Raw genomic sequence first — 20594 nt, 5'->3', positions numbered from 1 at the left:
TGCAAATAGATTCGTGAAAAATCAAATCGGAATGCCTATACTGCAGTTTTAGCAGCATAATTCACCCCAAGCAGTGAGTCATTGCACCTAACTTCCGCAGAACGTTTTATCCATTAGTGACTATTCGATTTTCCTCGTTCAATCTCTTCGAAAATGTCGATCGGCGGTGTCGTCATACATTTGGATATGACTTGAGCGATTTCTTCTGGTGTTTCCTTCGCGCCATTTCTAATCCAGCGTTTGACGATCGCGATCGCACCATAATAAATAAACTCCTGCTGCAGCTTTTCCAACTCTGTAAACTCGCGAGGGGCTAAACGAAGCTTTTTTTGAACAGCAGAAATGTACGCTCGTTCCAATTTCCCGATAAATTGCGGGCGGCCGTGCTGCCCCAGCAGCGTTTGAGCCGTTTCTTTTCGTTCATACAAGAAATTCATCACGACTAAACAAGCGTCCTTAAAGAATTTTTCTACGTTCTGCCGACCATAGACATCGATTTTTTCGGTCACCGCCCAGCCGACATGATCATTTAAGACCTGCTCAAAATTGGAATAGATCTCATCCTCTACTTCCTCTAAAACTGCGTATTTATCTGGAAAATGATGATAAAATGTGCCGCGATTGATTTTTGCTTGTTTCGATAGATTCGCTACAGTAATTTTTTCAAATCCAATTTCATTCATCAGCTCAAAAAACGTCTGGATGATATGCATTTTTGTTCGATCCGTCTTATTCGACATAATTTCTCCCATCAATTTGACTTGATCTGTTGAATTTTTGAACACTTCCGCGTGAAATGATTAACTTTTCAACACTCTCTTAATAATTGTTCGTTGTTCAACACCTTATTTCAGCTTAAACTATGAATCATGAAAAATCAACACAGTGTTCAATTAGGAGGAATCTTATGAAATATATTCAAGCAATAAGGCTGAAAAAAAACTATCGAACAGCGACTGAAGAAATTCCCGCATTAACAGATGTTTCATTTTCACTTGATAAAGGCGAATTCACAGTGATCTTAGGACCTAGCGGCTCTGGCAAAACAACGCTGTTAAACCTTTTAGGCGGGATGGATCTACCCACCAGCGGTGAGCTGTTTGTTCAGCAGGAGCCGATTCACAGCTATAAAGAAAACGAATTGACAAACTACCGACGTAAAAATGTCGGCTTCATTTTTCAATTTTATAATTTGATCCCAACCTTGACCGCCTTAGAAAATGTTGCGATCACGCAAAAAATTGCCGATGATCCTTTTCAAGCCAGAGATATCCTTGAAAAGGTCCAGCTTTCTCATCGGCTGATGAATTTCCCTCAGGAGCTTTCTGGCGGTGAACAGCAGCGCGTCTCCATCGCTCGCGCAGTCTGTAAAAATCCACAGCTGATCTTGTGTGATGAACCTACAGGTGCTTTAGACAGCGAAACAGGAAAGCAGGTCCTGCGCCTGCTGAAGGAAATGGCGACCATCCAAGGTCATACAATCATCGTCGTCACTCATAATGCCTCGATCGCGCAAATCGCAGACCGTGTGATTCATTTGAAGGATGGAACGATTATTGAAAACATCCAACAGAGCCATCCCTTACAGATCGATGAGGTGAAATGGTAATGTTTCGTAAAACCTTTCGCGATCTCAGAAAAAATTGGATCAGTTTTCTCTCTGTTTTTCTAATGAGTTTTATTTGCCTATTCATTTTTACTGGTATTTTTCACCTTAGCCAGCAAATGGATGCGACGGGAAAACAATTTGTACAGAACAGCAACCTAGCTGATAGCACCTTATCCCTCACAAATTTCAGCGAGCAAAAAGAGCAGCAAACAAAAAAGCTCGCTAATGTTGCGCAGATTGCTCGAAGATCGGTTGGACGCTACCAAAGCGATGAGCTTTCCATGACGATCCTAAGCTTTAATCACTCATCTATCAGCAAACCACAAGTGATTCGCGGAGCAAAACTCGCGAATCGAGCTGGAATTTGGCTGGATGAAGACTTTTTTCAAGCAAACAATTATCAGCTTGGAGATGATTTCTTAATTGAAGAGCAGTCCTATAGAATTTTGGGAACCGTTCGCCAGGCAGAATTCATTTATCATACAGAAAGTGAAGATCAGCCGCTGCCTAATCACAAAAAGAGCGGGTATGCTTACCTATCCGAGGAGATTTTTGACCACTTGCCAATCTATCCTACCCGACAGCTTTTATTGAAAACAAACAAGGAAAACAATACGCCGTGGCTGGAAAAAGAATTATCAAACATCTGGGCGGAAGATTACCTGCAGTTGAATCAAACAAATGATGCGACCGGTCTCTCGATCTTCTTTGATCGTGTCACTCAAATCCAGCGTTTGGCCTTTCTATTTTCAAGTCTGTTTTTATTACTGACATTGATCACGATAGAAGCGACGATGCGGCGTTTCGTCAAACAGCAGCAATTACAAATCGCAACACTGAAAGCGCAAGGCTTCAGTCGTTTGACGATCCTGTTCCATTATTTATCCTTTGGTATGATCGTGAGCTTTTTAGGCTCAAGTCTCGGCTGCCTCTTAGGCCCGAAATTACTCTCACCCGCCTTATTATCAGTGATCGGCAATCAATTTTCGGTACCGAGCTGGTTAGACGTACAGACGTCTCTCGGATATCTGGTTGTCGCAATCGTCACACTGTTTAGTATGTTGATTACATTGATCCCTGTATTGCCGCTTGTCGGTCAATTGCCGGCGACAATTATGCAAAAACAATCCACTCAACGGTTTAAACGAGTTTGGTTGGAGCAAACAAAATTCTGGTCTTATCTGCCTTTTTCCTTGCAATGGACCTTGCGGGACATTCAAAGGAATCTTCGACGAGCAGTCTTAGGGGTTTTTGGTGCGATGGGCTGCATGCTTTTACTAATTGCGGCTCTAGGAATTAAAGATTCCATCAACTTCTCATTGGATTCTGTCTTTAATGACACCTATCGTTATGAAGAGAAGGTCAATTTCAAAAAAACCTTGGATGGCCAAGAGCAACATTCGACAGCTCAAGCTGCCAGCACCGATTATCAATGGTTAGAACAACAATCCGTTAACGTGTTGAAGGACTCGAAGGAACAAACAGTGACAGCTACGATTGTTTCTGAGGGAAATCAGCTAAGGCTGCCTGAGCTTGATCTAAAGGATTTAACCGCCAATCAGGTCGGCCTGTCTGAAGCCTTGGCGAAAAGACTGAATGTGACTATGGGAGATACACTTTACATCAAACTGAAACAACAAATTCTTCCTGTGTATATAAAAAAAATAGTTCCCATTTCATCACCGCAAGGACTATTCTTTTCACAAAACACTTGGGAGAATATGAAGCAGCCCTTCGAACCTCAAAGTCTATTATTGGATGAGAAGGATCAGTTAACCTCCTTGCCTGTGATCGCCAGCAGAAATGAAAAGCAGCAGCAGTTTAAGGATTCTCAAAAACTGATCGAAGGCATCATGATGATTGTTTCCCTGTTGATCTTAGCGGCATTAGCTTTAGGGATCACCATTATGATGAATTGTCATTTGCTGATCTTTTCTGAACGCTTTATTGAGTTCGCAACCTTGAAGGTTTTAGGCTTCACTAAACGGGAGGTTCTTGCGTTATCATTTCTGGAGACCTCTCTATTAACTCTGTTAGGCTGGCTGTTGGGCCTTCCTGCTGGCCGCCTGTTTCTCAATGCCTATGTAGCCATGGTCTCTACCGATCAACAGCAATATTTGCCCCATATTTCTTTTCAAAGTCTAACAATCGCCAGCCTCGTCTTGCTAGTATGTATGCTGTTGGTTCAAGCGTATTTGAATAGCCGAATCAATCGGATCGATTTTGCGGTAGCTTTGAAACCGGCTGAATAAAAAAATCTCCTAGCTAAAATTCGCTAGGAGATTTTTAGTTTATTCAGCTTTTGAACGACGGACATAGTTTTGGTAAAGAATGATACCAACAACTGTAAATCCGACTGGTCCTGCGATCATCCAAAGAGTATCGCGGGCGCCAGCGCCTTCGATGATTGGTTGGAAGATCGTGAAGACATTCGCACCCAATACTAATAAGAAGACTACCACACTGATAGCTAAGGTCATACCATGAGATTTGTATACTTCAAATGGACGATCCAAGCCATCTTTTTTCTTGAATTTAGGGAATGCATAAATCAAGAACAAGTACGGTAATGTCATTGACACGTTCGCCATCAACGTCAAAATATTGTAGAACGCTGATGGATCTGGTGTAGCGAATGAAGCAATCAAGATGATTGCAACAACGATCCCACATTGTGCCCACATTGCGTAGCTTGGCATGCCATTTTCGTTTAGTTCAGTGAATTTCTTAGGCCATAATTTTTTTGGTGTTCCCATGATCAACGTCTTCAATGGAGAATACGTCAATGTGAAGAACGCACCGCTATAAGCTAAGAACATACCCAATCCAGTATAACGAGCAAACCAGTTACCCATACTGATGGCAGCTGCTTGGCTAAGACCGATGCCTTTACCAAATTCAACCCCTAGATTATTCATCATTACGTATGAAATATTCCCTAGGTTTGTTGTATCACCTGATAATACATCTTGCCAGTTCGTGCTTACGCCCCATAGGAAGATTCCTAATGCGTAACCAATCGAAATGATCAAGGCTGAAAGAACGACCGCTTTAGGGAACGTTTTTTCTGGATTACGGGTCTTATCGACCATTCCACCAACGGCTTCTAACCCACCGTAGGCAAAAATCGCGAATACCGCGAAACCTAACAATCCGATCGGACTTTGATAACTAGGATTTGGTGAATGTAAAATGTGGTCGAATGGTTGTGCTAAATGCCCACCATTTGCAACCAGAATAATACCTGAAATCACAATAAGAACAACGTTCAAACTAGTTACCGCTAAACCGCCTAGACTTGTGATCTTAACGATTCCTTTAACCCCTTTGATCGAGACTAAAGTAACGATGATCATCCACACACAGGCCAAAAGCCCCACCATTTGTGTTGAGTTCAACCCAAACATGTGTAGTTTTTGAGTTTGGTCGCTTCCGGCAAACGCCGTTGTGAAAGGAATCCAAACTTTTGATGATGTAGACACCATCCAGACAACGTATGAAGCAAACCACATAAATGTTCCGATAAACGCGAACCGTGGGCCTACGCTGACTTCCAACCATTTATACATCCCGCTGTTTTCACCTTTGATCGTTGAACCAAATTCAGCCATCATTAGGGCAAACGGAATGAAAAATAGAATCGCAGCAACGACATAAAAGACGATTGAGCCATACCCCATCAGATAGAATGCTACTGGACCGTTAGCAAACCCGAACACTGAGGTAAAGATCATCATGACCAAGGCGCCAAGCGTCATGCCTTTTTCTGCTTTGGACATTGAAACCACTCCTATTCAATTTTGTCTCAGGACTCCTTGATCTATCTTATTCTTATCAATTAGTTATTCATTGAGCAAGAATCTTTTAGAAACGAGAAAACCCTAAAGGTAACTTTACAATGAAAAAACATGAAGCGCAAGAAACGGCTTTATCGAAATATTCAGAAAATTCTTGTCAGCAATAGCCTGAATCAACTTCAAAAATAGACTTCGTTAAATGATAAAATAACTATAATTAATAATCCCTACAATAAAAAATCTAAACTGTTTTTTTATTATTTTTAGCAAGCTTCAAAAATCCTTGTTATATCAAACCTGCTTTCAAGTTATCAGAAAATAGAAAACGCTATCCTTTTCGCAGTCGCTTTATTTAAAATTAAAAAAGTACAGCCCTGTTACTAATAAAAATAGGCTAAGAAAACTTTTCAATTTTTTTTTCCTTCGAATTATGATAAAACAATTTAAAACATTTTAGCGAAATGCCACCTATAATCCATCAATAATCAATCAAAAAACAGCGATAATCTAATTTTTACAAACACATTTTAAAGACTTTTTAGCATGATTTTGATTGATTGCGCCACAAAAAAACGAAAGGAATCTCGTTTGAGACCCTCTCGTTTGAATAGGAAATCTAGTCTCCTAATTTTTTCCAAAAATTACTGCGATTGATCCAAATCCAAGCCCCTGATAAAATGGCTAACCAGATCATCACACCGCTGTTCAATAAAATAGGATTAACACCCATCACCACAGCCACGACATACAACGCGATCAAGATCGCCCCTAAAAACAGTGTACCAAACATCCATAGCATCAACCCATAATTCCCTACTCCTCTAGTAAAAAGCTGGCTGACATTCGTCCACGTTAAATTCAGCAGACGATAATCCCGACTGAAGAAATGAAGCGACAGCAAATACGTCCCCCACAATATCCCCACGACAAAAGACAAAAATAAGAAAATGGGAAATTTCAGGATAATCGCCATAATCATTCCCACACCGCCAGAAATTAGCATTTGAAGCTTACAACCTACCCAGAATTTTTGACGCAGATATTTTTCTAAGGACAACGGAAGTGACTGGATGAAAGAAAAATTCTCTCGATCTAATGAGATCAGATTGCTGACAAATGATGTTTGATTCAAGGTAATCGCCGCAAAAACGATTCCACAAACGAAAAATACGCCCATAAAATTAGGTGTCAATGTTTCGAGACTGACCGGATTCGTCGTGACCATCGTCCCAACCATCACAATCGGCATGATCAATGACGAGGTCAGGACCTGCATGATCAAATTCGGATTTTTTAGCAATTGATGATTGTAACTAGCTAATTGCTTGGTCAATGACTGATTGTTTTTCCGTTTCCGCTTCGTAGCAACGGTGCGAGAACCTTCATCACTGAATTGTTCATAAAGACTAGGTACGACGAAGAAACGCAAACCTAACAGAAGTAACGCGGTTAAAATTAGTAATCCAGCCAAGGTCAGCAAGCCTTTAGCTGACACCATTTCGTGCATCACGTGGTAAAACGGCATAAAGATTGCAAATGCATGACGATCCGCCATGCCCGCTGAATGGTCCATCGAATTTTGCGTAAAGTTGATGGCTAAGATCCCGCCGACAGAAACAACCATTGAGAAGCCCAGCATCAAGCTAGTGAATAATTTTTTATGTTGGCGAAACAATTTTGTTTTCGTCATGCCAAAAACAATCAAGCTGCACAGGCTGAATAGTAAAATGAAAAAAATCAGAAACAGCAAAACAGCTCCGATTATAGCTAAAATCAAGGGATGACCGCTTTTAAACGCCGTCAGGAAAAAGAGAATCAATAGCGGCAGTAAAAATGGCACGATCGTCATTCCAACCGCTAGAAATTTCGCAACAAAGACTTCCCCCTGCTTAATCGGCAGCGGCAGATAATCCTGCAGATCCCTGCTTTCAAAAAAGACGTTGAAGATCGCAGACAAGGATTGAGAAAAACCGATTAACGCGAATAATACCATATAATACGTAAAAAAGCCCGGCAGCTTGGCAAAATCGATCATCACCATCGTTACCCCGTAAATCGCCAGAAAAATGACGCCGGACATCAAGTATTGCTGGATAATGCTGCGAATCACTTGTTTTCCTTTACGCCCCTTTTTACGAATCTGATTTGTTGAGGATGGATTGACATAGAGCATGTTTACCGCAATCAATCGTTTGATGATCCCGCTATTCATGGCCTCCCTCCTCTATTTCCGCGACTAGCTCGCCATTTGACTGACGGCCGGCCATTTTGAGGTAGACACTTTCAAGCGACTCATTTGGATAATCCTGTAATAAATTATCCACTGATCCGTTATAAATCAGTTCTCCCTGCTTCAATATCGCCAACTCATCACATAATTGCTGTGCGGTATCTAAAACGTGTGTAGAAAAAATTACTGTATTGCCTTTTTCCGCATGACGTTTGATCATTTCCTTCAAATCAAAAGCGGCCTGCGGGTCCAGTCCCTGCAGCGGTTCATCTAAAATCCAAATATCTGGGTCCGGCAGCAAGGCGCCGATAATGATCGTTTTTTGGCGCATCCCATGAGAAAAGCTTTCCAATGTTTCGTCCTCATGCCCAATCAAATCAAACAACTCTATTAACTCTTGGCGGCGATGCTCCTGCCCCTTCAACTCATAAGCCGCCGAGATTAAATCCCAATACTCATTCGCTGTTAATTGCAAAAACATATCCGGCGAGTCAGGCACATAAGCAATTTTTTTCTTAATCGCCAAACGATCATCCTTTATGTTCTTACCATCAAACAAAATTTCACCGCTCGTGGGCTCGATAATACTTACCAAACTTTTGATGGTTGTCGATTTTCCAGCTCCGTTATGGCCTAAAAAGCCAAAAATCTCGCCTTCTTTGATCGTTAAGCTCAAATTATTCAGTGCCTTTTTCTGTTCATAAACCTTCGTAACACCCGTTAACTCAATCATTGCTTCATCCCCTATTTCGTATTGTGTGAATCATTTTCCATAGTAAAAAATGATTTTGCCCTCAATCCTACTTACTTCTTGTAATAACTATACGAGAAAAGGTCAGGCATGACAACAAACTCCAAGAAAAAAACACTCAAATGAGTGTTCTATGCGTTAATCGGAACCCAGATCTCAATAATCGAGTGTTCGCGATTCCACTGAAATTTATCGCCGTACTTTTCAAAGTGCAAGAACCTGCTTTGCTCAAGCGACAATTGAAGCTTTGGGACAAGCCCTTGATAAATTTCTTCATATGTAGAATAAATATGATTCATCGCTCCGTGGTGCTCAACGACCAAATATTTGCTAGCAGGAATCTCTTTCGCTATAAAATCTGTAGGAACATCATCTGGACGTGGTATCGCGCAATAATAGCGCAATTGGTTATCTTGCCGTTCCATAAAAGCAAATTTTGTCCAATTACTCTTTTGCTGGCTCAACCTATTAAGCTTCAGCTGTCGATTAAAATAAGGCCAAAATGACAAGCAGCGTTCCAGATTCTTACTTTTTTGATTCGTCAGTTCCTGATCTAAACCAATGACAGAAAAAGTTGGCAATTCTCTCAGTTCATACTTCAGCATACTCTTTTATCCTTCATCGTTTTTATTCATTTTACCTGAACGCGTTCAAAAATGAAATTGCCAAAAAAAAACAAAAAAAGCGGCTAGCTGAGATTAGCTAGCCTTCTTCCATGTTTGAGCATTTTCATTATGCGCATTCTCTTGTTGCTGCATTTTGATTGCCGTAGCTAAGATTTGTTTTTTTCGTTGCGCTTCAAGTTCATTGATTCGATTCCAATAGCGCACTTCCGCTTGAGCGTTTCGTTGTTTTCTGACACCCATTAACACGGTAAAAATAAGGATCAATAGAATAAGGATCATCATCTTTATCACCTCCTGTACCCTTATTCTATTGCCTTTAGATAAAATCAATTAGGACATATGTCACATTTCAGCAAAAAAATTTTCTTTTCATAAGAAAGGCTTCGCGAACGTGTTCAGCTTTTGAGCATCAAGCAGGTCCACTTCAGTATCAGATCCTGCAATCACAGTGTTTCTTGGTTGGTTTTGAACTATTTTAGCTTATGATCCTATACGCTGGTTCATAAAATCAGTCATGATTATCACTGCTGTTGAGTGCTTTATTTAGATGGAATTTTTATACTTCCCTAATCACATCACAAAAAAATGCCCAGCAACAGCTAGACATTTTTTTATGTTTATTGATAAAGCGGTGCTTTCGCTAATGTATGATCGCTGATCCAACGTACGAGCTCCTCAGTAAGCTCTTTGACCATTGAAAACGAGGCTTCAATTTGTACTTTTGAGATATGATCCACATGGACCCCCGCTGTAATGACACAATTTCCCGGCAGCTCAGATGAAATCCTTTCTATTATTATTTCCGCTAAGACATCATCCTTATGAAATCGACCATCATGGCTGGGAAAACGCTGGACCTGCAGCTCCGTTTCAACTGAAAAAGTGGTCACAGTTCCCATATGAGGCGTATCGCCCCCGAAAAGATTCAGCAGTAAATCGTTGCCGATCCATTCAGCTCGCAAAGTGATTTCATAGCCGGCCTTTTTGTTAATAAAAGTTTTACTCATTCTCTTTCCACCGCCCTGAGACGTGGTTTTCAATTCCTAAGGCATCCATCAACTTCATCGATTGATGGGCGACAATGTCATCAATCGTTTTCGGCTGGCTGTAAAAGGCCGGAATTGGCGGAATGATTTGAACACCTAATCGTGCTAACTTGGTTAAATTTTCTAAATGGATCGCGTTCAATGGGGTTTCCCGCGGAACTAAGATCAGTTTCCTTTGCTCCTTCAAAGTCACATCGGCGGCTCGAGAAATCAAGCTCTCTCCGAAGCCCATCGAAATGCCGGCAACGGTCTTCATACTAGCAGGCACAATCACCATCCCGGCAGTTAGAAACGAACCGCTGGCTACCGCCGCTCCTAGATCACGGTTGCTGTAATGATAATCCAACATTCCTTCCAATTCTTTCAACGTCATGGTGGATTCTAACTTCAAGTTCTGTTTTGCCCACTCACTAATGATGCCATGTGTTTCGATTTCGGGATCATCTTTCAATCGTTTGATCAAATCAATAGCATAAATGATTCCAGATGCCCCGCTGATTCCAATGACGATTCTTTTTTTCATCTGACTCACCTACTCTAAGTATTTTTTCCAATCTGCTACTTCTTTGAATTCTGCTCGAATAAAATCGTCCTTCAAATCAAAAGGAACGGTGCCGTCTAAAATCGTCTTGCTGCTCATTCCGCGGAAACGAATCGATGTCGGGTTATATTCTGGTCGTTCAGATGGATCTAGCGGATGATTCCGCATGCCTGGCAGCACAAGAATATCTTGATCTCCTTGGAATCGGGTATTCAAGGTCCACATCACATCATTCATATCAAAAATATCTACATCATCATCGACTAAAATGACCGTTTTTAATTCCTTAAAAGCGGACAAAGCCAAGATTGCTGCTTGACGCTGAATTCCTTCATCCGCTTCACTTTCTTTATGAATCTGCAAGATCGACATCAATTTACCGCCGCCTGCTGGAGGATTGTATACATTCGTCACTTTTCCTGGGATCGCTTTGTCCACTAGGTCTAAGATGCTGGCTTCGGTAGGAATTCCCGCCATCGACACATGCTCTTCTGAAGGACCAATTGTCGTCTGCATGATCGGACGGTCTTTCCGATGAGTGATAGCCTTGACCTTTACTACATTAACCGCTGGATTCGCATCGCCATTATACCCAGGGAATTCCGGCATAGCCTTGCCTGTATTCGTGTTGATATCCTCTTGGATCGTTTCATGAGGTAAAATTTCGGCTTCTATAATAAATTCAGAACGCGCGATCCCGACTTCATCCACCGCTACACCGTCAACTAATTGAACGGGCTCTTGACGCAACGCCCCCGCTACCCATAGCTCGTTGTAGCCAAGCGGTGTGGTGGGCGGCTCAAACGTTGTCCCGATGGAAATCGCTGGGTCTAAGCCAATATTGATCGTGATCGGCATTGGTTTGTTTAACTCTTCATATTGCTTTTGGAAATGACCGATGTGCCGACCGCCAGGCATGATATACATTCCGATCGTATCTTCGTTTTCCAAAACCATCCGATGAATCGTCACATCACTCATCGTTTTAGCCGGATCAGAGCCAAAAACGACACCCATCGTAATATAAGGTCCGGCATCATATTCAGTATTCGTCGGTGCCGCTAAAATCTTTCGGATATCGAAACCTTCATCGGTTGCTAAATGTACGACTTCCTGAGCAGGTGCTTCTGCCTTTGTTACTTTGATCGGCTTCACTGGATTTTGGACAGAATCTTTTAATAAACGTCCCAAGTGCTTTGGATCATGATGCAGGATTTTTCCCACACGCTCTCGGCTAGCGATGATTCCGATCAACACTCGCGTATCAGGAAATCCTTTAACGTTATTGAACATCATCGCCGGTCCTTCTTGAGTTGGACGTTTGACTGTGCCTCCTGCTCCGATATAACGATACACGCCGGATAATTCCGCATGCGGATCGACTTCCACATTGGTTTCATGGTATTCTCCCGGCATTTCTTGCATTTCAGTTAAAACTTTGCGTAAATCATAAGGTGTCGACATAAAAAAAGCCTCCTTGTAATGTTGTACTTCTGATAACCCAAGTTTAGGCTCATCATGTACGCAATACAATTCAGCTTTCAGCATATTCTATTCCACATCGGAATGGTTCAGTTGTAAGAAACGCAAAAATTCTATAGCTGCCGGAGCATCTGCTGTTTCGGATAGATAGAAATTCAAGAAGCTCTCTTTGGTTGGCTCAATCTTACGGATAACTAATTGATCCGGCAACGAATTCCCCAATGATTTTTCCATGATTAGGGAGATTCCTAATCCTTCTTCGATCATTCGTAAGATCAAATCGATGCGCGTTCCCTGATACGTAATATTTGGTACAAAACCAGCTTCTCGACATAGTTCTTCTACCGAGTAATAAGACAGCTCAGCCAGACCCAGTATCAGAAAAGGTTCCTCAGATAACGCATCAAGAGCAATCGTTTCATTCTTTGCCAAACGATGATTTTTCGGCAAGACAGCTACAAAGCGATCCTTTTCCGTATAAACATAGTTTTTATCCCTATCTTTCTTCAAAGAACGGAAGAAATAAATCGTATTTTTTTCGATCTCAAAGTCTCCAAGCGCCATCGCCTCGGATTCCTTCAAATTCAGATGAATCTCCGGATGCTGCTTCAAGAAGGTGGTTAACAAATCAAAGCCTAAATAATTGGGCATCGTTGGAATCGTATGAACGGTCAGCACCCGTTCTTTTTTCTCTTGATACTCAGTCAATGTCCCCGCCAAATTCCGATAACCATCTACGATTCTTCGAATGTCCGGCAACAACAGCTGGCCTTCTTCTGTCAGCTGAATCTGACGACTGCTGCGGTCGAATAATGGGACCTGCAGCTCCTTTTCCAGTGCGCTGATTTTTTTCGAGACGTTCCCCTGTGTCATATAATTACGTTCTGCCGTCTCGGTATAATTCAATGTTTCGGTCAAATCTAGAAACAGCTGCAGCTTTTGCTGATCCATCTTCTTGCAACTCCTTTATAATAAGTCAGCGACATTTCATTCCATTTAGGAATAGTATAGTGCAGAACAAACAGAAAAACTAGCAGTGTTCCTTTCTTAGTATCCGTGCCTTCTTCATCATTTTATGATAATAAGGCCGCATTTCCTCTTCCGCTACCGCCTGATCCAACTCAGCCGCGGCGATCCACTTCACATCACTATTCTCATCTTCTTTAACTTGCAGCACTTGATCCTCCTGTGCCATAAATAAAAAAGTCGTATTAATGTGAAAATGCGCCTTGATAAACTTACCGTTTTTATAGTGGGCCTGCACAGGTAGAATATCAAAGGCAAACACCCCATCATGAATCAGTTGATAATTCTTGATCCCAGTTTCTTCTTCCAGTTCTTTTTGCGCAACAAACAAAAGGTCCACGCAGCCATCCGTGTGCCCACCTGTCCAGGAATAGGACTGGTAAATATTATGATAAACCATCAGCACTTTGTCATAGGCAGGATTGACAACCCAGGCAGAAGAAGAAAAATGATAGTCTTGATTCTCTCGTGTCAGCAACTGTTCTTGAAATTGTAATTTATCTAAAAACAATCGCTTATCTGCCGCTTCTTGCTCCGTAAACGATTCATACTCGCTGATTAACGCAATGATTTTTTTCATTGTTCGTCCCTCATATCTTTGTCGATTTTGATTTTAAAAAAACCTTTTTATTGATTATAGCAAACTGCAACAAGCAGCATGATAAATAAAAAAACTCGGCTCATTGAACCAAGTCTTTATGGTACAAACCGATACCCCGCTCCCCAAACCGTTTGGATATGCGTCGGTTCGGAGGGGTTCTCCTCGATTTTTTCTCGCAGACGATTGATATGAACCACTACTGTACGAATATCCCCATTAGATTCCATTCCCCAGATCTTTTCGTATAGTTCCTCTTTACTGAAGACTCGTTGGATATTCTCCATTAAAAAGAGCAGCAATTCAAACTCCTTATGCTTCATAGCCACTTCTTTTTCTTTGACTAAAACCGTCATCGCCTCAGGCTGAATCACGATGTCTCCTGTACCGATCGAATGTTTTTTCGCCACATTGGAAGAGTGTTTGTTCAGACGTTCAAACTGCGCCAGATTAGAACGAACTCGAGCAACCAATTCCGTCGGCGAAAAAGGCTTGCTGATATAATCATCTGCACCTAGTCCCAGTCCGCGTAATTTATCGATTTCTTCGTTTTTCGCTGTTACCAAAAGAATCGGCACCAGAATTTCGTTGCGCAGCTGCCGCAGAACCTCGATGCCGTCAATACTCGGCAGCATCACATCCAGCAAAATCAAATCGTATGCTTTCGTTAAAGCTGCTGCCAAGCCCTCAGCCCCATCGTGACAGATCCTGCTTTCAAATCCATTGATCGTTAAAAAATCCTGTACAATGTCAGCAATCGCTACGTCGTCTTCAATAATCAAAATGTTCTTCATCGTTCTTCTCCTTGAATACCGGTTTTCTTTTTTCAGCGCTAATTGGGATTCGAATTTGTATTTGCAGACCGCCATTTTGCGAGGTGTCCGCTTCAATGGTTCCACCCTGACTCTCTACAACTCGGCGAGCAATGGCCAAGCCTAACCCGCTACCTTTTCCTGACTGCGTGCGCGCCTGATCCCCTCGATAGAAAACATCAAACAGCTTTTCCTGCTGCTGCGGAGGAACCCCCGGTCCGTTATCGCTAAATGTGATGACCACCTGCTCGGATTGTTCGTATTGCTCGATCACAAGCTGATTGTCTACTTTAGCACCATATTTCACTGTATTCTCAATAATATTAATGATGACATTGCGCAGTTGCTCCGGATCGATCGCGACTTTTGTTTGAAACGAATGAACCCCTAATGTAATGGTCAACCCCCGTTGATGATATTCTTCCTTAACGCCCTCAATCAGTTCAGCCAAGTATTTCCCAATAGTGACTTTTTGGACTCTCAAGGCAAAATCACCTAGATCGATCTTCGAGAATAGAAACAGCTGATCCACTAGATGAGTCAAATCATCCGTCTTTTGCGTGATAGTCTGTAAATACTTGTTTTTCATTGCAGGGCTCGTTGCGACACCTTTTTCCAAGCCTTCAACATAAGCTTTGATCGCTGTCAACGGTGTGCGCAGATCATGAGAAATTCCAGCAATCAATTCTTTACGATTTTCGCTGTTTTTTTCTTGCTCTGTCACCATCATTTCAAGACGTTCGGCCATTTCATTAAGACTGTTTACGACCGGTCGAAATTCGTCTTTGCCTTGATAATCCGTCCGCCAGCTTAGATTGCCGTCACGAATTTGCTGCACCCCATTTAATAACGTCGTTAACCCTTCATTGATTGGCCGGAAAATAAAGCGTGCTAAAATATAGTTCGTTAGAATCACGAAGAGTATCACACAAACAACGATTAAGAGAGCAACCAAGAGAATCATGTGTTTATTGTCCAAGAGCTGCTCTTCCAAATTCATATGGTAATTCTGATTAACGATCAGAACGTCAAAGCGGCCAATTTTGATGCGATTCACCAACACCTTATTGACTACCAGCGTCTGCTGTTCTGAATTTTCCAGCATACTCCTTACGATTTTATCCTCTTGATATGCCCCTTTGCGTTGAAGCAACGCTTGCTCATCATCGTACAGCAAAATACTGATAGCATCACTGGAACGCTTTTCCCCTAGACGATTGATCGCCCGCTTCAGCTGTTCTTCTGTCGGTTTCTTTGATTTATAGGCTGCTTGAATTGCTTCAATTTGATCATACTTCTCCGTATATAATTCATTTTCCCGCCATTGGTTTACAAAATCCCTGCCAAATGTCTCTGAAAAAATGAAAAAAAGTCCGCCTAAAACGATCCCAGTCAAAACGATCGGCATCACGATCATTAATACATTAGAAAGATATAGCCGTTGACGAATCGTCATCCATGGTCACCTCTAGTCTCTTTTTAAGTTTCTACCTTCTTATTTAACACGAACACTTCGCCTTTTCCTAAAAATAAAGCAAGTATTAATAAATAGTTTATAAATTGTTTATCCTTTCCCACCATTTTATTTCCTTTTATTTTCTATTATTAAGTGTATTTATTAGCAGTCTTGGAGGAACTTACTTATGCAATCATTTACAGGGTTAACAAAAAAACAAGTCAAGGAACGGATAGAAGCTGGTCAAACTAACGACTATCGGATGAATCCGGCAAAGTCTACCGGTACGATCATCCGGGAAAACACCTTGACGCTTTTTAACCTGCTGAATTTTCTTTTAGCAGTTTGTCTATTTGCTGTCAAAGCCTATAGCAACATGTTTTTTATCTCGATCATCATCTTGAATATCATCATCGGAATCGTTCAAGAAATCCGCGCAAAAAAAATGGTGGATCGTTTGACCCTTTTAGCTCAAAACGATATCACAGTCATTCGAGACGGGGAAAAACAAGCAATCGCACCTGACGGATTGGTTTTAGGAGATCATGTCTTGTTAAAAGCTGGTGAGCAAATTCCCAGTGATATGCTTGTCTTGGATGGGCTGGCGGAAGTTAATGAGTCTCTGCTTACCGGCGAATCCGATACGATCGTCAAAAAAAGTGGTACTGAAATTTTATCGGGAAGCTATTTGACTAGCGGACAATTGCTGGCTGAGGTACAGCACGTTGGCGCCGATAACTACGCCGCCAAGATCATCAACGAGACCAAAGCTGCCAAACCAATCAAATCTGAACTGATCCAATCGATCCAAAAAATCTCAAAATTCACCAGCTTTATTATTTTACCGATTGGGATTTTGCTTTTTATTGAAGCCTTTTTCCTACGGGACAGCTCAACCTATACCGCCGTCGTGGCTTCAGTGGCTGCTCTTTTGGGAATGCTGCCGAAAGGGTTAGTCTTACTGATCAGTATCGCCTTGACCACTGGTGTCTTGAAATTGGCTAAAAAACAAGTGCTTGTCCAAAATATGTATGCGATCGAAAACCTAGCTCATATGGATATTCTTTGTTTGGATAAAACAGGAACGTTGACCGAGGGCAACATGCAGGTAGAAAATCTTTACCTGTTAGATGAAAAATATCGCAATGCCCTTCCAGCTCTGATGACCAGCTATCTAGCAGCTACTGAAGACAGCAATCCAACTGCTCAAGCATTAAATCGTTATTTCGGCGAAGGTGCCCATGAACCGACGAAACAGGTTCTTCCCTTCTCCTCCGAACGAAAATACGGAGCGGTTACTTTTGCAAGCAACATCACACTTTATTTAGGTTCACCGGAAAATCTGCTATCTCCTGATGAGATTCCAACAATCATTCAGCACTATCAAGAAGCCGGTTTGCGAATTCTTTTGATTGCTCTATCTTCAGCAGGTATTTTAGAACAACCTTCAGGATTAACACCGATCGCTTTTCTAACCTTGAGCGATCCGATTCGGGCAAATGCCAAAGACACCCTGAACTTTTTGAACGAACAAGGCGTTGAACTGAAGATTATTTCAGGTGATAATCCTAAGACCGTAGCGGCCATCGCTGAAAAAGCTGGCTTTGAAGATTATCAAAAAGCAATCGACCTTTCCAATTATACAAACGAGACAGAAATTCGTCAGTTGGCCCACAGCCATTCAATTTTCGGGAGAGTAACCCCACAGCAGAAAAAATTGCTGATCCATGAATTAAAATCACGGGAACATACAGTTGGGATGACAGGTGACGGTGTGAATGATATTTTAGCGCTGCGTGAAGCGGATATTTCTATCGCGATGGCTGAAGGAGACGACGCTACACGACAAATCGCTGATGTTGTTTTGCTGGACTCGAATTTTGGCAGTCTGCCGGCGATTATTTTTGAAGGACGACGAGTAATCAATAATATCACGCGTTCCTCCGGTGTTTTCTTCATCAAAACAATTTATTCGCTGCTGGTTTCATTGTTCTGTATTTTAACCGTCTCAACATTCCCTTTCATTCCGCTTCAAATCACCTTGATTGATTTGGCGATCGAAGGGTACCCAGCCTTCTTTCTATCCTTTGAAGCAGACAATCGAAAAATTCAGGGACGCTTTTTACCTAACGCAATCAAACGGGCCATGCCAAGCGGGCTGTTAGTTCTGATAAATGTTGTTTTAGTTTGGGGCTTGGGCCAATTTTTCTTATCTGCAATGGACACACGAACCTTGATGTACTATTTATTGATCGGTGTCAGTTGTTTCGCAGTAATGAAATCATGCCAGCCATTTAATCGGCTGCGATTATTCCTGGTGGTTACGACTACTATCGGCAGTTTCACAGCAGTTGTCCTCTTCCATCAGCTCTTGTCGATCAGTACATTAACGCTTCCGATTTTCGGAGGTTTTGTGCTTATGATGATTTGTAACTGTCTATTATGGAACCCGCTGGCGAAACGAATCGCCAAAATGAAATTGGCCTTCCTCTAAAATACCCAATACAAAAAAGAAGCTGTCCACACTCGGACAGCTTCTTTTTATTTAGCACGTACTGGCAGCCAGACCTGGAATTGGGCATTCTCTGGATTGGCATCCAGATACAACTCAATATCCGGTAATTCATCGTATTCAAAACCGGAAGTCGGCAGCCATTCCTGAAATACTTGCTGCTGCAGCTCCTGGATCGCGCCCGGCATTGGACCCGTTCCGGAGAAGATTGCCCATTTCGCTGCTGGTATTTCATATTGGGCGAAGGCTTCTGAAGCTTCTTCGCTGACCACACCGATCACATATTCCCAAGTATCTTGAATTTCTGAAGTCATCAAGCTGACACCTAAAACTCCGGGATTACTTTGATCCATCAACGGGATCAGTTTTTGCAATTCTCCGCTGGCACTCACCTCATTCCAAAATTCTGGAATGCGTTTTTGAGCCACTTCCATATCCTGTTCGATTTTTAAACCAAATCCTGTGACATGAAATGCTTCTTTGTCGATTAGTTGATATTCCATCGCATGTACTCCTCTTACTGTAAGTTTGAAGGTCAACATGGGATAGCTAGTCAATTTTGCCCCTGGTTGCTTTGCTTCTTTCGGAGTAATCCCGTGTACACTTTTGAACACTCGATTAAACGAAGTTGGAGAATCATAGCCGTATTTAGCAGCAACATCGATCACCTTTTCACCTCGCTGCATATCAACACCCGCCAGACTCATCCTGCGCCGACGAATATATTCACCTAACGTTACTCCCGCGATATACGAAAACATCCGCTGATAATGATAACTTGAACACTGCGCCAATTGCGCCGCCTTGTCTAAGTCGATCTCTCCAGCTAAATTCTCCTCCACATGGGCAATACTACTATTGAAATGATCTAACCATTCCATTCATTTTCCTCCTGTCTCTACTATAATAGGATCAGTAAAGAAATACCTCTCAGGACGTGCCGGCTTTTGCGAGCTAAAAGCTCAGCTTCGCCAATCGATCAAAGGCCTCTGCTAAAAGGTCCAGCGGTTGCGTTGCTGCAAGACGAATATAATCGTCTCCGACCTTTTCACCGAAAGCTTTTCCTGGAACGAACAGCACGCCGCTCTGCTCTAAGACTTTTTCCACGAACGTTACTGAATCCAGCCCGCTTTTACTGATATTAATAAAAGCATACATGCTGCCAGCAACTGGATGCAAGGATAAATAGGAAATTTCCGCAACTCTTTGTTCAATATAACTCAAACGCTCTTTAAACACTTCAACTGTCGGAGGAACCAATTCTTCATAATGTTTCAACGCATAAATCCCGCCGCGCTGCGAGGCAGTCGGTGCAGAGTAGGTAATACTCTCGTTGATCATCCCCGCGACTTGATTGATATACGCCGGTGCGATCATATACCCTAGACGCCACCCGGTCATCGCGAAGCCCTTCGATACGCCACTGATCGTGATCGTATTTTCTGGAGCCAGGCTAGCCATCGGTACGAATTTTTCTTTAAAAGCAAAGTCTTCATAGATTTCATCCGAAATGATAAAGAGATCATTCTCAATCGCCACTTCGGCGATTTGCTTCAAGGTCGCTTCTGAAAACACTGCGCCCGTTGGGTTATTCGGCGAGTTTATGATGATCGCCTTTGTTCGGTCGGTGATCGCTGTTTTTAGGTCCTCAACCTCTAATTGAAAACCATTTTCTTCATAGGTCGGAACAAAAACCGGTGAACCGCTGGATAACACGACTTGCTCACGATAAGGTGAAAAATACGGCTCATGAATGATTACTTCATCGCCGGGATCAAGCAGTACCTGCATCACCAAATACATTCCATGCAATGCACCAACTGTCGCTCGAACTTGATTAACTTGAAAATTTAGATCATATTTTTTTTGATAGAATTCAACGACTGTCGTCAAAAATTCTTTACTGCCGTCGGGTGCTGTATAGTTCGTTGCACCTTTTTTTACATCCGCATAAGCCGCTTCAATGATTGCCGGATTGGTAATCAAATCCGGGTCGCCGATCGACAAATCGATGATATCTTCTTTTTCTTTCGCTAAAACGGCGATCTTCATCAGCAAATTTTCTGCCGGCTGCTGGAAGCGTCGCGCAATTTTACTTTTATCCATCC

The 20594-nt window shown here is 42.1% G+C and carries 18 protein-coding genes; 3 read left to right on the top strand and 15 right to left on the bottom strand.

Annotated elements, in window-relative coordinates; all coding sequences use genetic code 11:
• Nucleotides 1-113: 113 nt before the first annotated feature.
• Entirely contained in the window at nucleotides 114-740 is a 627-nt protein-coding gene (locus IGI38_RS17945; protein ID WP_438733081.1) for a TetR/AcrR family transcriptional regulator, read from the bottom strand.
• 167 nt (nucleotides 741-907) lie between these two features.
• Here IGI38_RS17945 and IGI38_RS17940 point away from each other — a divergent pair, with 167 nt between their 5' ends.
• Both IGI38_RS17940 and IGI38_RS17935 read left to right on the top strand, forming a co-directional pair.
• Nucleotides 908-1609 (top strand): ABC transporter ATP-binding protein, encoded by a 702-nt coding sequence (locus IGI38_RS17940; RefSeq protein WP_438733079.1) that lies wholly within the window; start codon nucleotides 908-910, stop codon nucleotides 1607-1609.
• The gene (locus IGI38_RS17935) at nucleotides 1609-3861 is read left to right on the top strand and encodes an FtsX-like permease family protein (protein WP_438733077.1); all 2253 of its coding nucleotides are present in this window, start codon (nucleotides 1609-1611) and stop codon (nucleotides 3859-3861) included. The genes IGI38_RS17940 and IGI38_RS17935 overlap by 1 nt, the downstream gene beginning before the upstream one ends.
• A gap of 39 nt (nucleotides 3862-3900) precedes the next feature.
• On the opposite strand, the gene yjeM is transcribed toward IGI38_RS17935, so the two are convergent.
• The 12 genes from yjeM to IGI38_RS17875 all read right to left on the bottom strand — a co-directional run bounded on the left by yjeM (nucleotide 3901) and on the right by IGI38_RS17875 (nucleotide 15974).
• The gene (gene yjeM, locus IGI38_RS17930) at nucleotides 3901-5388 is read right to left on the bottom strand and encodes a glutamate/gamma-aminobutyrate family transporter YjeM (protein ID WP_438733075.1); all 1488 of its coding nucleotides are present in this window, start codon (nucleotides 5386-5388) and stop codon (nucleotides 3901-3903) included.
• 634 nt (nucleotides 5389-6022) lie between these two features.
• The gene (locus tag IGI38_RS17925) at nucleotides 6023-7618 is read right to left on the bottom strand and encodes an ABC transporter (protein ID WP_438733073.1); all 1596 of its coding nucleotides are present in this window, start codon (nucleotides 7616-7618) and stop codon (nucleotides 6023-6025) included.
• On the bottom strand, nucleotides 7611-8369 hold the full coding sequence (locus IGI38_RS17920; protein WP_438733071.1) for an ABC transporter ATP-binding protein: 759 nt from the start codon (nucleotides 8367-8369) through the stop codon (nucleotides 7611-7613). Before IGI38_RS17920 ends, IGI38_RS17925 begins: the two co-directional genes overlap by 8 nt.
• Nucleotides 8370-8518: 149 nt before the next feature.
• Complete coding sequence (locus IGI38_RS17915; protein ID WP_438733069.1) at nucleotides 8519-8992, bottom strand: GyrI-like domain-containing protein; 474 nt, start codon at nucleotides 8990-8992, stop codon at nucleotides 8519-8521.
• A 93-nt stretch (nucleotides 8993-9085) separates the two neighbouring features.
• A complete protein-coding gene (locus tag IGI38_RS17910; RefSeq protein ID WP_438733067.1) occupies nucleotides 9086-9295 on the bottom strand; it encodes a hypothetical protein in 210 nt (69 codons plus the stop codon).
• A 335-nt stretch (nucleotides 9296-9630) separates the two neighbouring features.
• Complete coding sequence (locus IGI38_RS17905) at nucleotides 9631-10020, bottom strand: amino acid decarboxylase (protein ID WP_438733065.1); 390 nt, start codon at nucleotides 10018-10020, stop codon at nucleotides 9631-9633.
• Nucleotides 10013-10582 (bottom strand): UbiX family flavin prenyltransferase, encoded by a 570-nt coding sequence (locus IGI38_RS17900; RefSeq protein ID WP_438733063.1) that lies wholly within the window; start codon nucleotides 10580-10582, stop codon nucleotides 10013-10015. Before IGI38_RS17900 ends, IGI38_RS17905 begins: the two co-directional genes overlap by 8 nt.
• 9 nt (nucleotides 10583-10591) lie before the next feature.
• Entirely contained in the window at nucleotides 10592-12064 is a 1473-nt protein-coding gene (locus IGI38_RS17895) for a UbiD family decarboxylase (RefSeq protein WP_438733060.1), read from the bottom strand.
• Nucleotides 12065-12151: 87 nt separating this feature from the next.
• On the bottom strand, nucleotides 12152-13033 hold the full coding sequence (locus tag IGI38_RS17890) for a LysR family transcriptional regulator (RefSeq protein WP_438733058.1): 882 nt from the start codon (nucleotides 13031-13033) through the stop codon (nucleotides 12152-12154).
• A 79-nt stretch (nucleotides 13034-13112) separates the two neighbouring features.
• Nucleotides 13113-13688, bottom strand: a complete 576-nt coding sequence (locus IGI38_RS17885) for an NUDIX hydrolase (protein ID WP_438733056.1) — start codon at nucleotides 13686-13688, stop codon at nucleotides 13113-13115.
• A gap of 116 nt (nucleotides 13689-13804) precedes the next feature.
• Complete coding sequence (locus tag IGI38_RS17880) at nucleotides 13805-14500, bottom strand: response regulator transcription factor (RefSeq protein WP_438733054.1); 696 nt, start codon at nucleotides 14498-14500, stop codon at nucleotides 13805-13807.
• Nucleotides 14478-15974 (bottom strand): sensor histidine kinase, encoded by a 1497-nt coding sequence (locus IGI38_RS17875; protein WP_438733052.1) that lies wholly within the window; start codon nucleotides 15972-15974, stop codon nucleotides 14478-14480. The genes IGI38_RS17880 and IGI38_RS17875 overlap by 23 nt, the downstream gene beginning before the upstream one ends.
• 187 nt (nucleotides 15975-16161) lie before the next feature.
• Here IGI38_RS17875 and IGI38_RS17870 point away from each other — a divergent pair, with 187 nt between their 5' ends.
• Complete coding sequence (locus IGI38_RS17870; protein WP_438733050.1) at nucleotides 16162-18468, top strand: HAD-IC family P-type ATPase; 2307 nt, start codon at nucleotides 16162-16164, stop codon at nucleotides 18466-18468.
• Between the two features lie 47 nt (nucleotides 18469-18515).
• On the opposite strand, the gene IGI38_RS17865 is transcribed toward IGI38_RS17870, so the two are convergent.
• Both IGI38_RS17865 and IGI38_RS17860 read right to left on the bottom strand, forming a co-directional pair.
• The gene (locus tag IGI38_RS17865) at nucleotides 18516-19367 is read right to left on the bottom strand and encodes an AraC family transcriptional regulator (protein WP_438733048.1); all 852 of its coding nucleotides are present in this window, start codon (nucleotides 19365-19367) and stop codon (nucleotides 18516-18518) included.
• A 73-nt stretch (nucleotides 19368-19440) separates the two neighbouring features.
• A complete protein-coding gene (locus IGI38_RS17860) occupies nucleotides 19441-20592 on the bottom strand; it encodes a pyridoxal phosphate-dependent aminotransferase (RefSeq protein WP_438733046.1) in 1152 nt (383 codons plus the stop codon).
• Between the last annotated feature and the right edge of the window lie 2 nt (nucleotides 20593-20594).

The sequence above is a fragment of the Enterococcus sp. AZ128 genome (assembly GCF_051714485.1).
GTDB lineage: Bacteria > Bacillota > Bacilli > Lactobacillales > Enterococcaceae > Enterococcus_A.
Note: the sequence above shows the minus strand (reverse complement) of the source record. Positions and strands in the feature narration are given on the sequence as shown.

Excerpts from the sequence above, each read along its gene's own strand:
- IGI38_RS17945 (WP_438733081.1), bottom strand. The coding sequence starts at position 740 with ATGTCGAATAAGACGGATCGAACAAAAATGCATATCATCCAGACGTTT.
- IGI38_RS17940 (WP_438733079.1), top strand. The coding sequence starts at position 908 with ATGAAATATATTCAAGCAATAAGGCTGAAAAAAAACTATCGAACAGCG.
- IGI38_RS17935 (WP_438733077.1), top strand. The coding sequence starts at position 1,609 with ATGTTTCGTAAAACCTTTCGCGATCTCAGAAAAAATTGGATCAGTTTT.
- yjeM (WP_438733075.1), bottom strand. The coding sequence starts at position 5,388 with ATGTCCAAAGCAGAAAAAGGCATGACGCTTGGCGCCTTGGTCATGATG.
- IGI38_RS17925 (WP_438733073.1), bottom strand. The coding sequence starts at position 7,618 with ATGAATAGCGGGATCATCAAACGATTGATTGCGGTAAACATGCTCTAT.
- IGI38_RS17920 (WP_438733071.1), bottom strand. The coding sequence starts at position 8,369 with ATGATTGAGTTAACGGGTGTTACGAAGGTTTATGAACAGAAAAAGGCA.
- IGI38_RS17915 (WP_438733069.1), bottom strand. The coding sequence starts at position 8,992 with ATGCTGAAGTATGAACTGAGAGAATTGCCAACTTTTTCTGTCATTGGT.
- IGI38_RS17910 (WP_438733067.1), bottom strand. The coding sequence starts at position 9,295 with ATGATGATCCTTATTCTATTGATCCTTATTTTTACCGTGTTAATGGGT.
- IGI38_RS17905 (WP_438733065.1), bottom strand. The coding sequence starts at position 10,020 with ATGAGTAAAACTTTTATTAACAAAAAGGCCGGCTATGAAATCACTTTG.
- IGI38_RS17900 (WP_438733063.1), bottom strand. The coding sequence starts at position 10,582 with ATGAAAAAAAGAATCGTCATTGGAATCAGCGGGGCATCTGGAATCATT.
- IGI38_RS17895 (WP_438733060.1), bottom strand. The coding sequence starts at position 12,064 with ATGTCGACACCTTATGATTTACGCAAAGTTTTAACTGAAATGCAAGAA.
- IGI38_RS17890 (WP_438733058.1), bottom strand. The coding sequence starts at position 13,033 with ATGGATCAGCAAAAGCTGCAGCTGTTTCTAGATTTGACCGAAACATTG.
- IGI38_RS17885 (WP_438733056.1), bottom strand. The coding sequence starts at position 13,688 with ATGAAAAAAATCATTGCGTTAATCAGCGAGTATGAATCGTTTACGGAG.
- IGI38_RS17880 (WP_438733054.1), bottom strand. The coding sequence starts at position 14,500 with ATGAAGAACATTTTGATTATTGAAGACGACGTAGCGATTGCTGACATT.
- IGI38_RS17875 (WP_438733052.1), bottom strand. The coding sequence starts at position 15,974 with ATGACGATTCGTCAACGGCTATATCTTTCTAATGTATTAATGATCGTG.
- IGI38_RS17870 (WP_438733050.1), top strand. The coding sequence starts at position 16,162 with ATGCAATCATTTACAGGGTTAACAAAAAAACAAGTCAAGGAACGGATA.
- IGI38_RS17865 (WP_438733048.1), bottom strand. The coding sequence starts at position 19,367 with ATGGAATGGTTAGATCATTTCAATAGTAGTATTGCCCATGTGGAGGAG.
- IGI38_RS17860 (WP_438733046.1), bottom strand. The coding sequence starts at position 20,592 with ATGGATAAAAGTAAAATTGCGCGACGCTTCCAGCAGCCGGCAGAAAAT.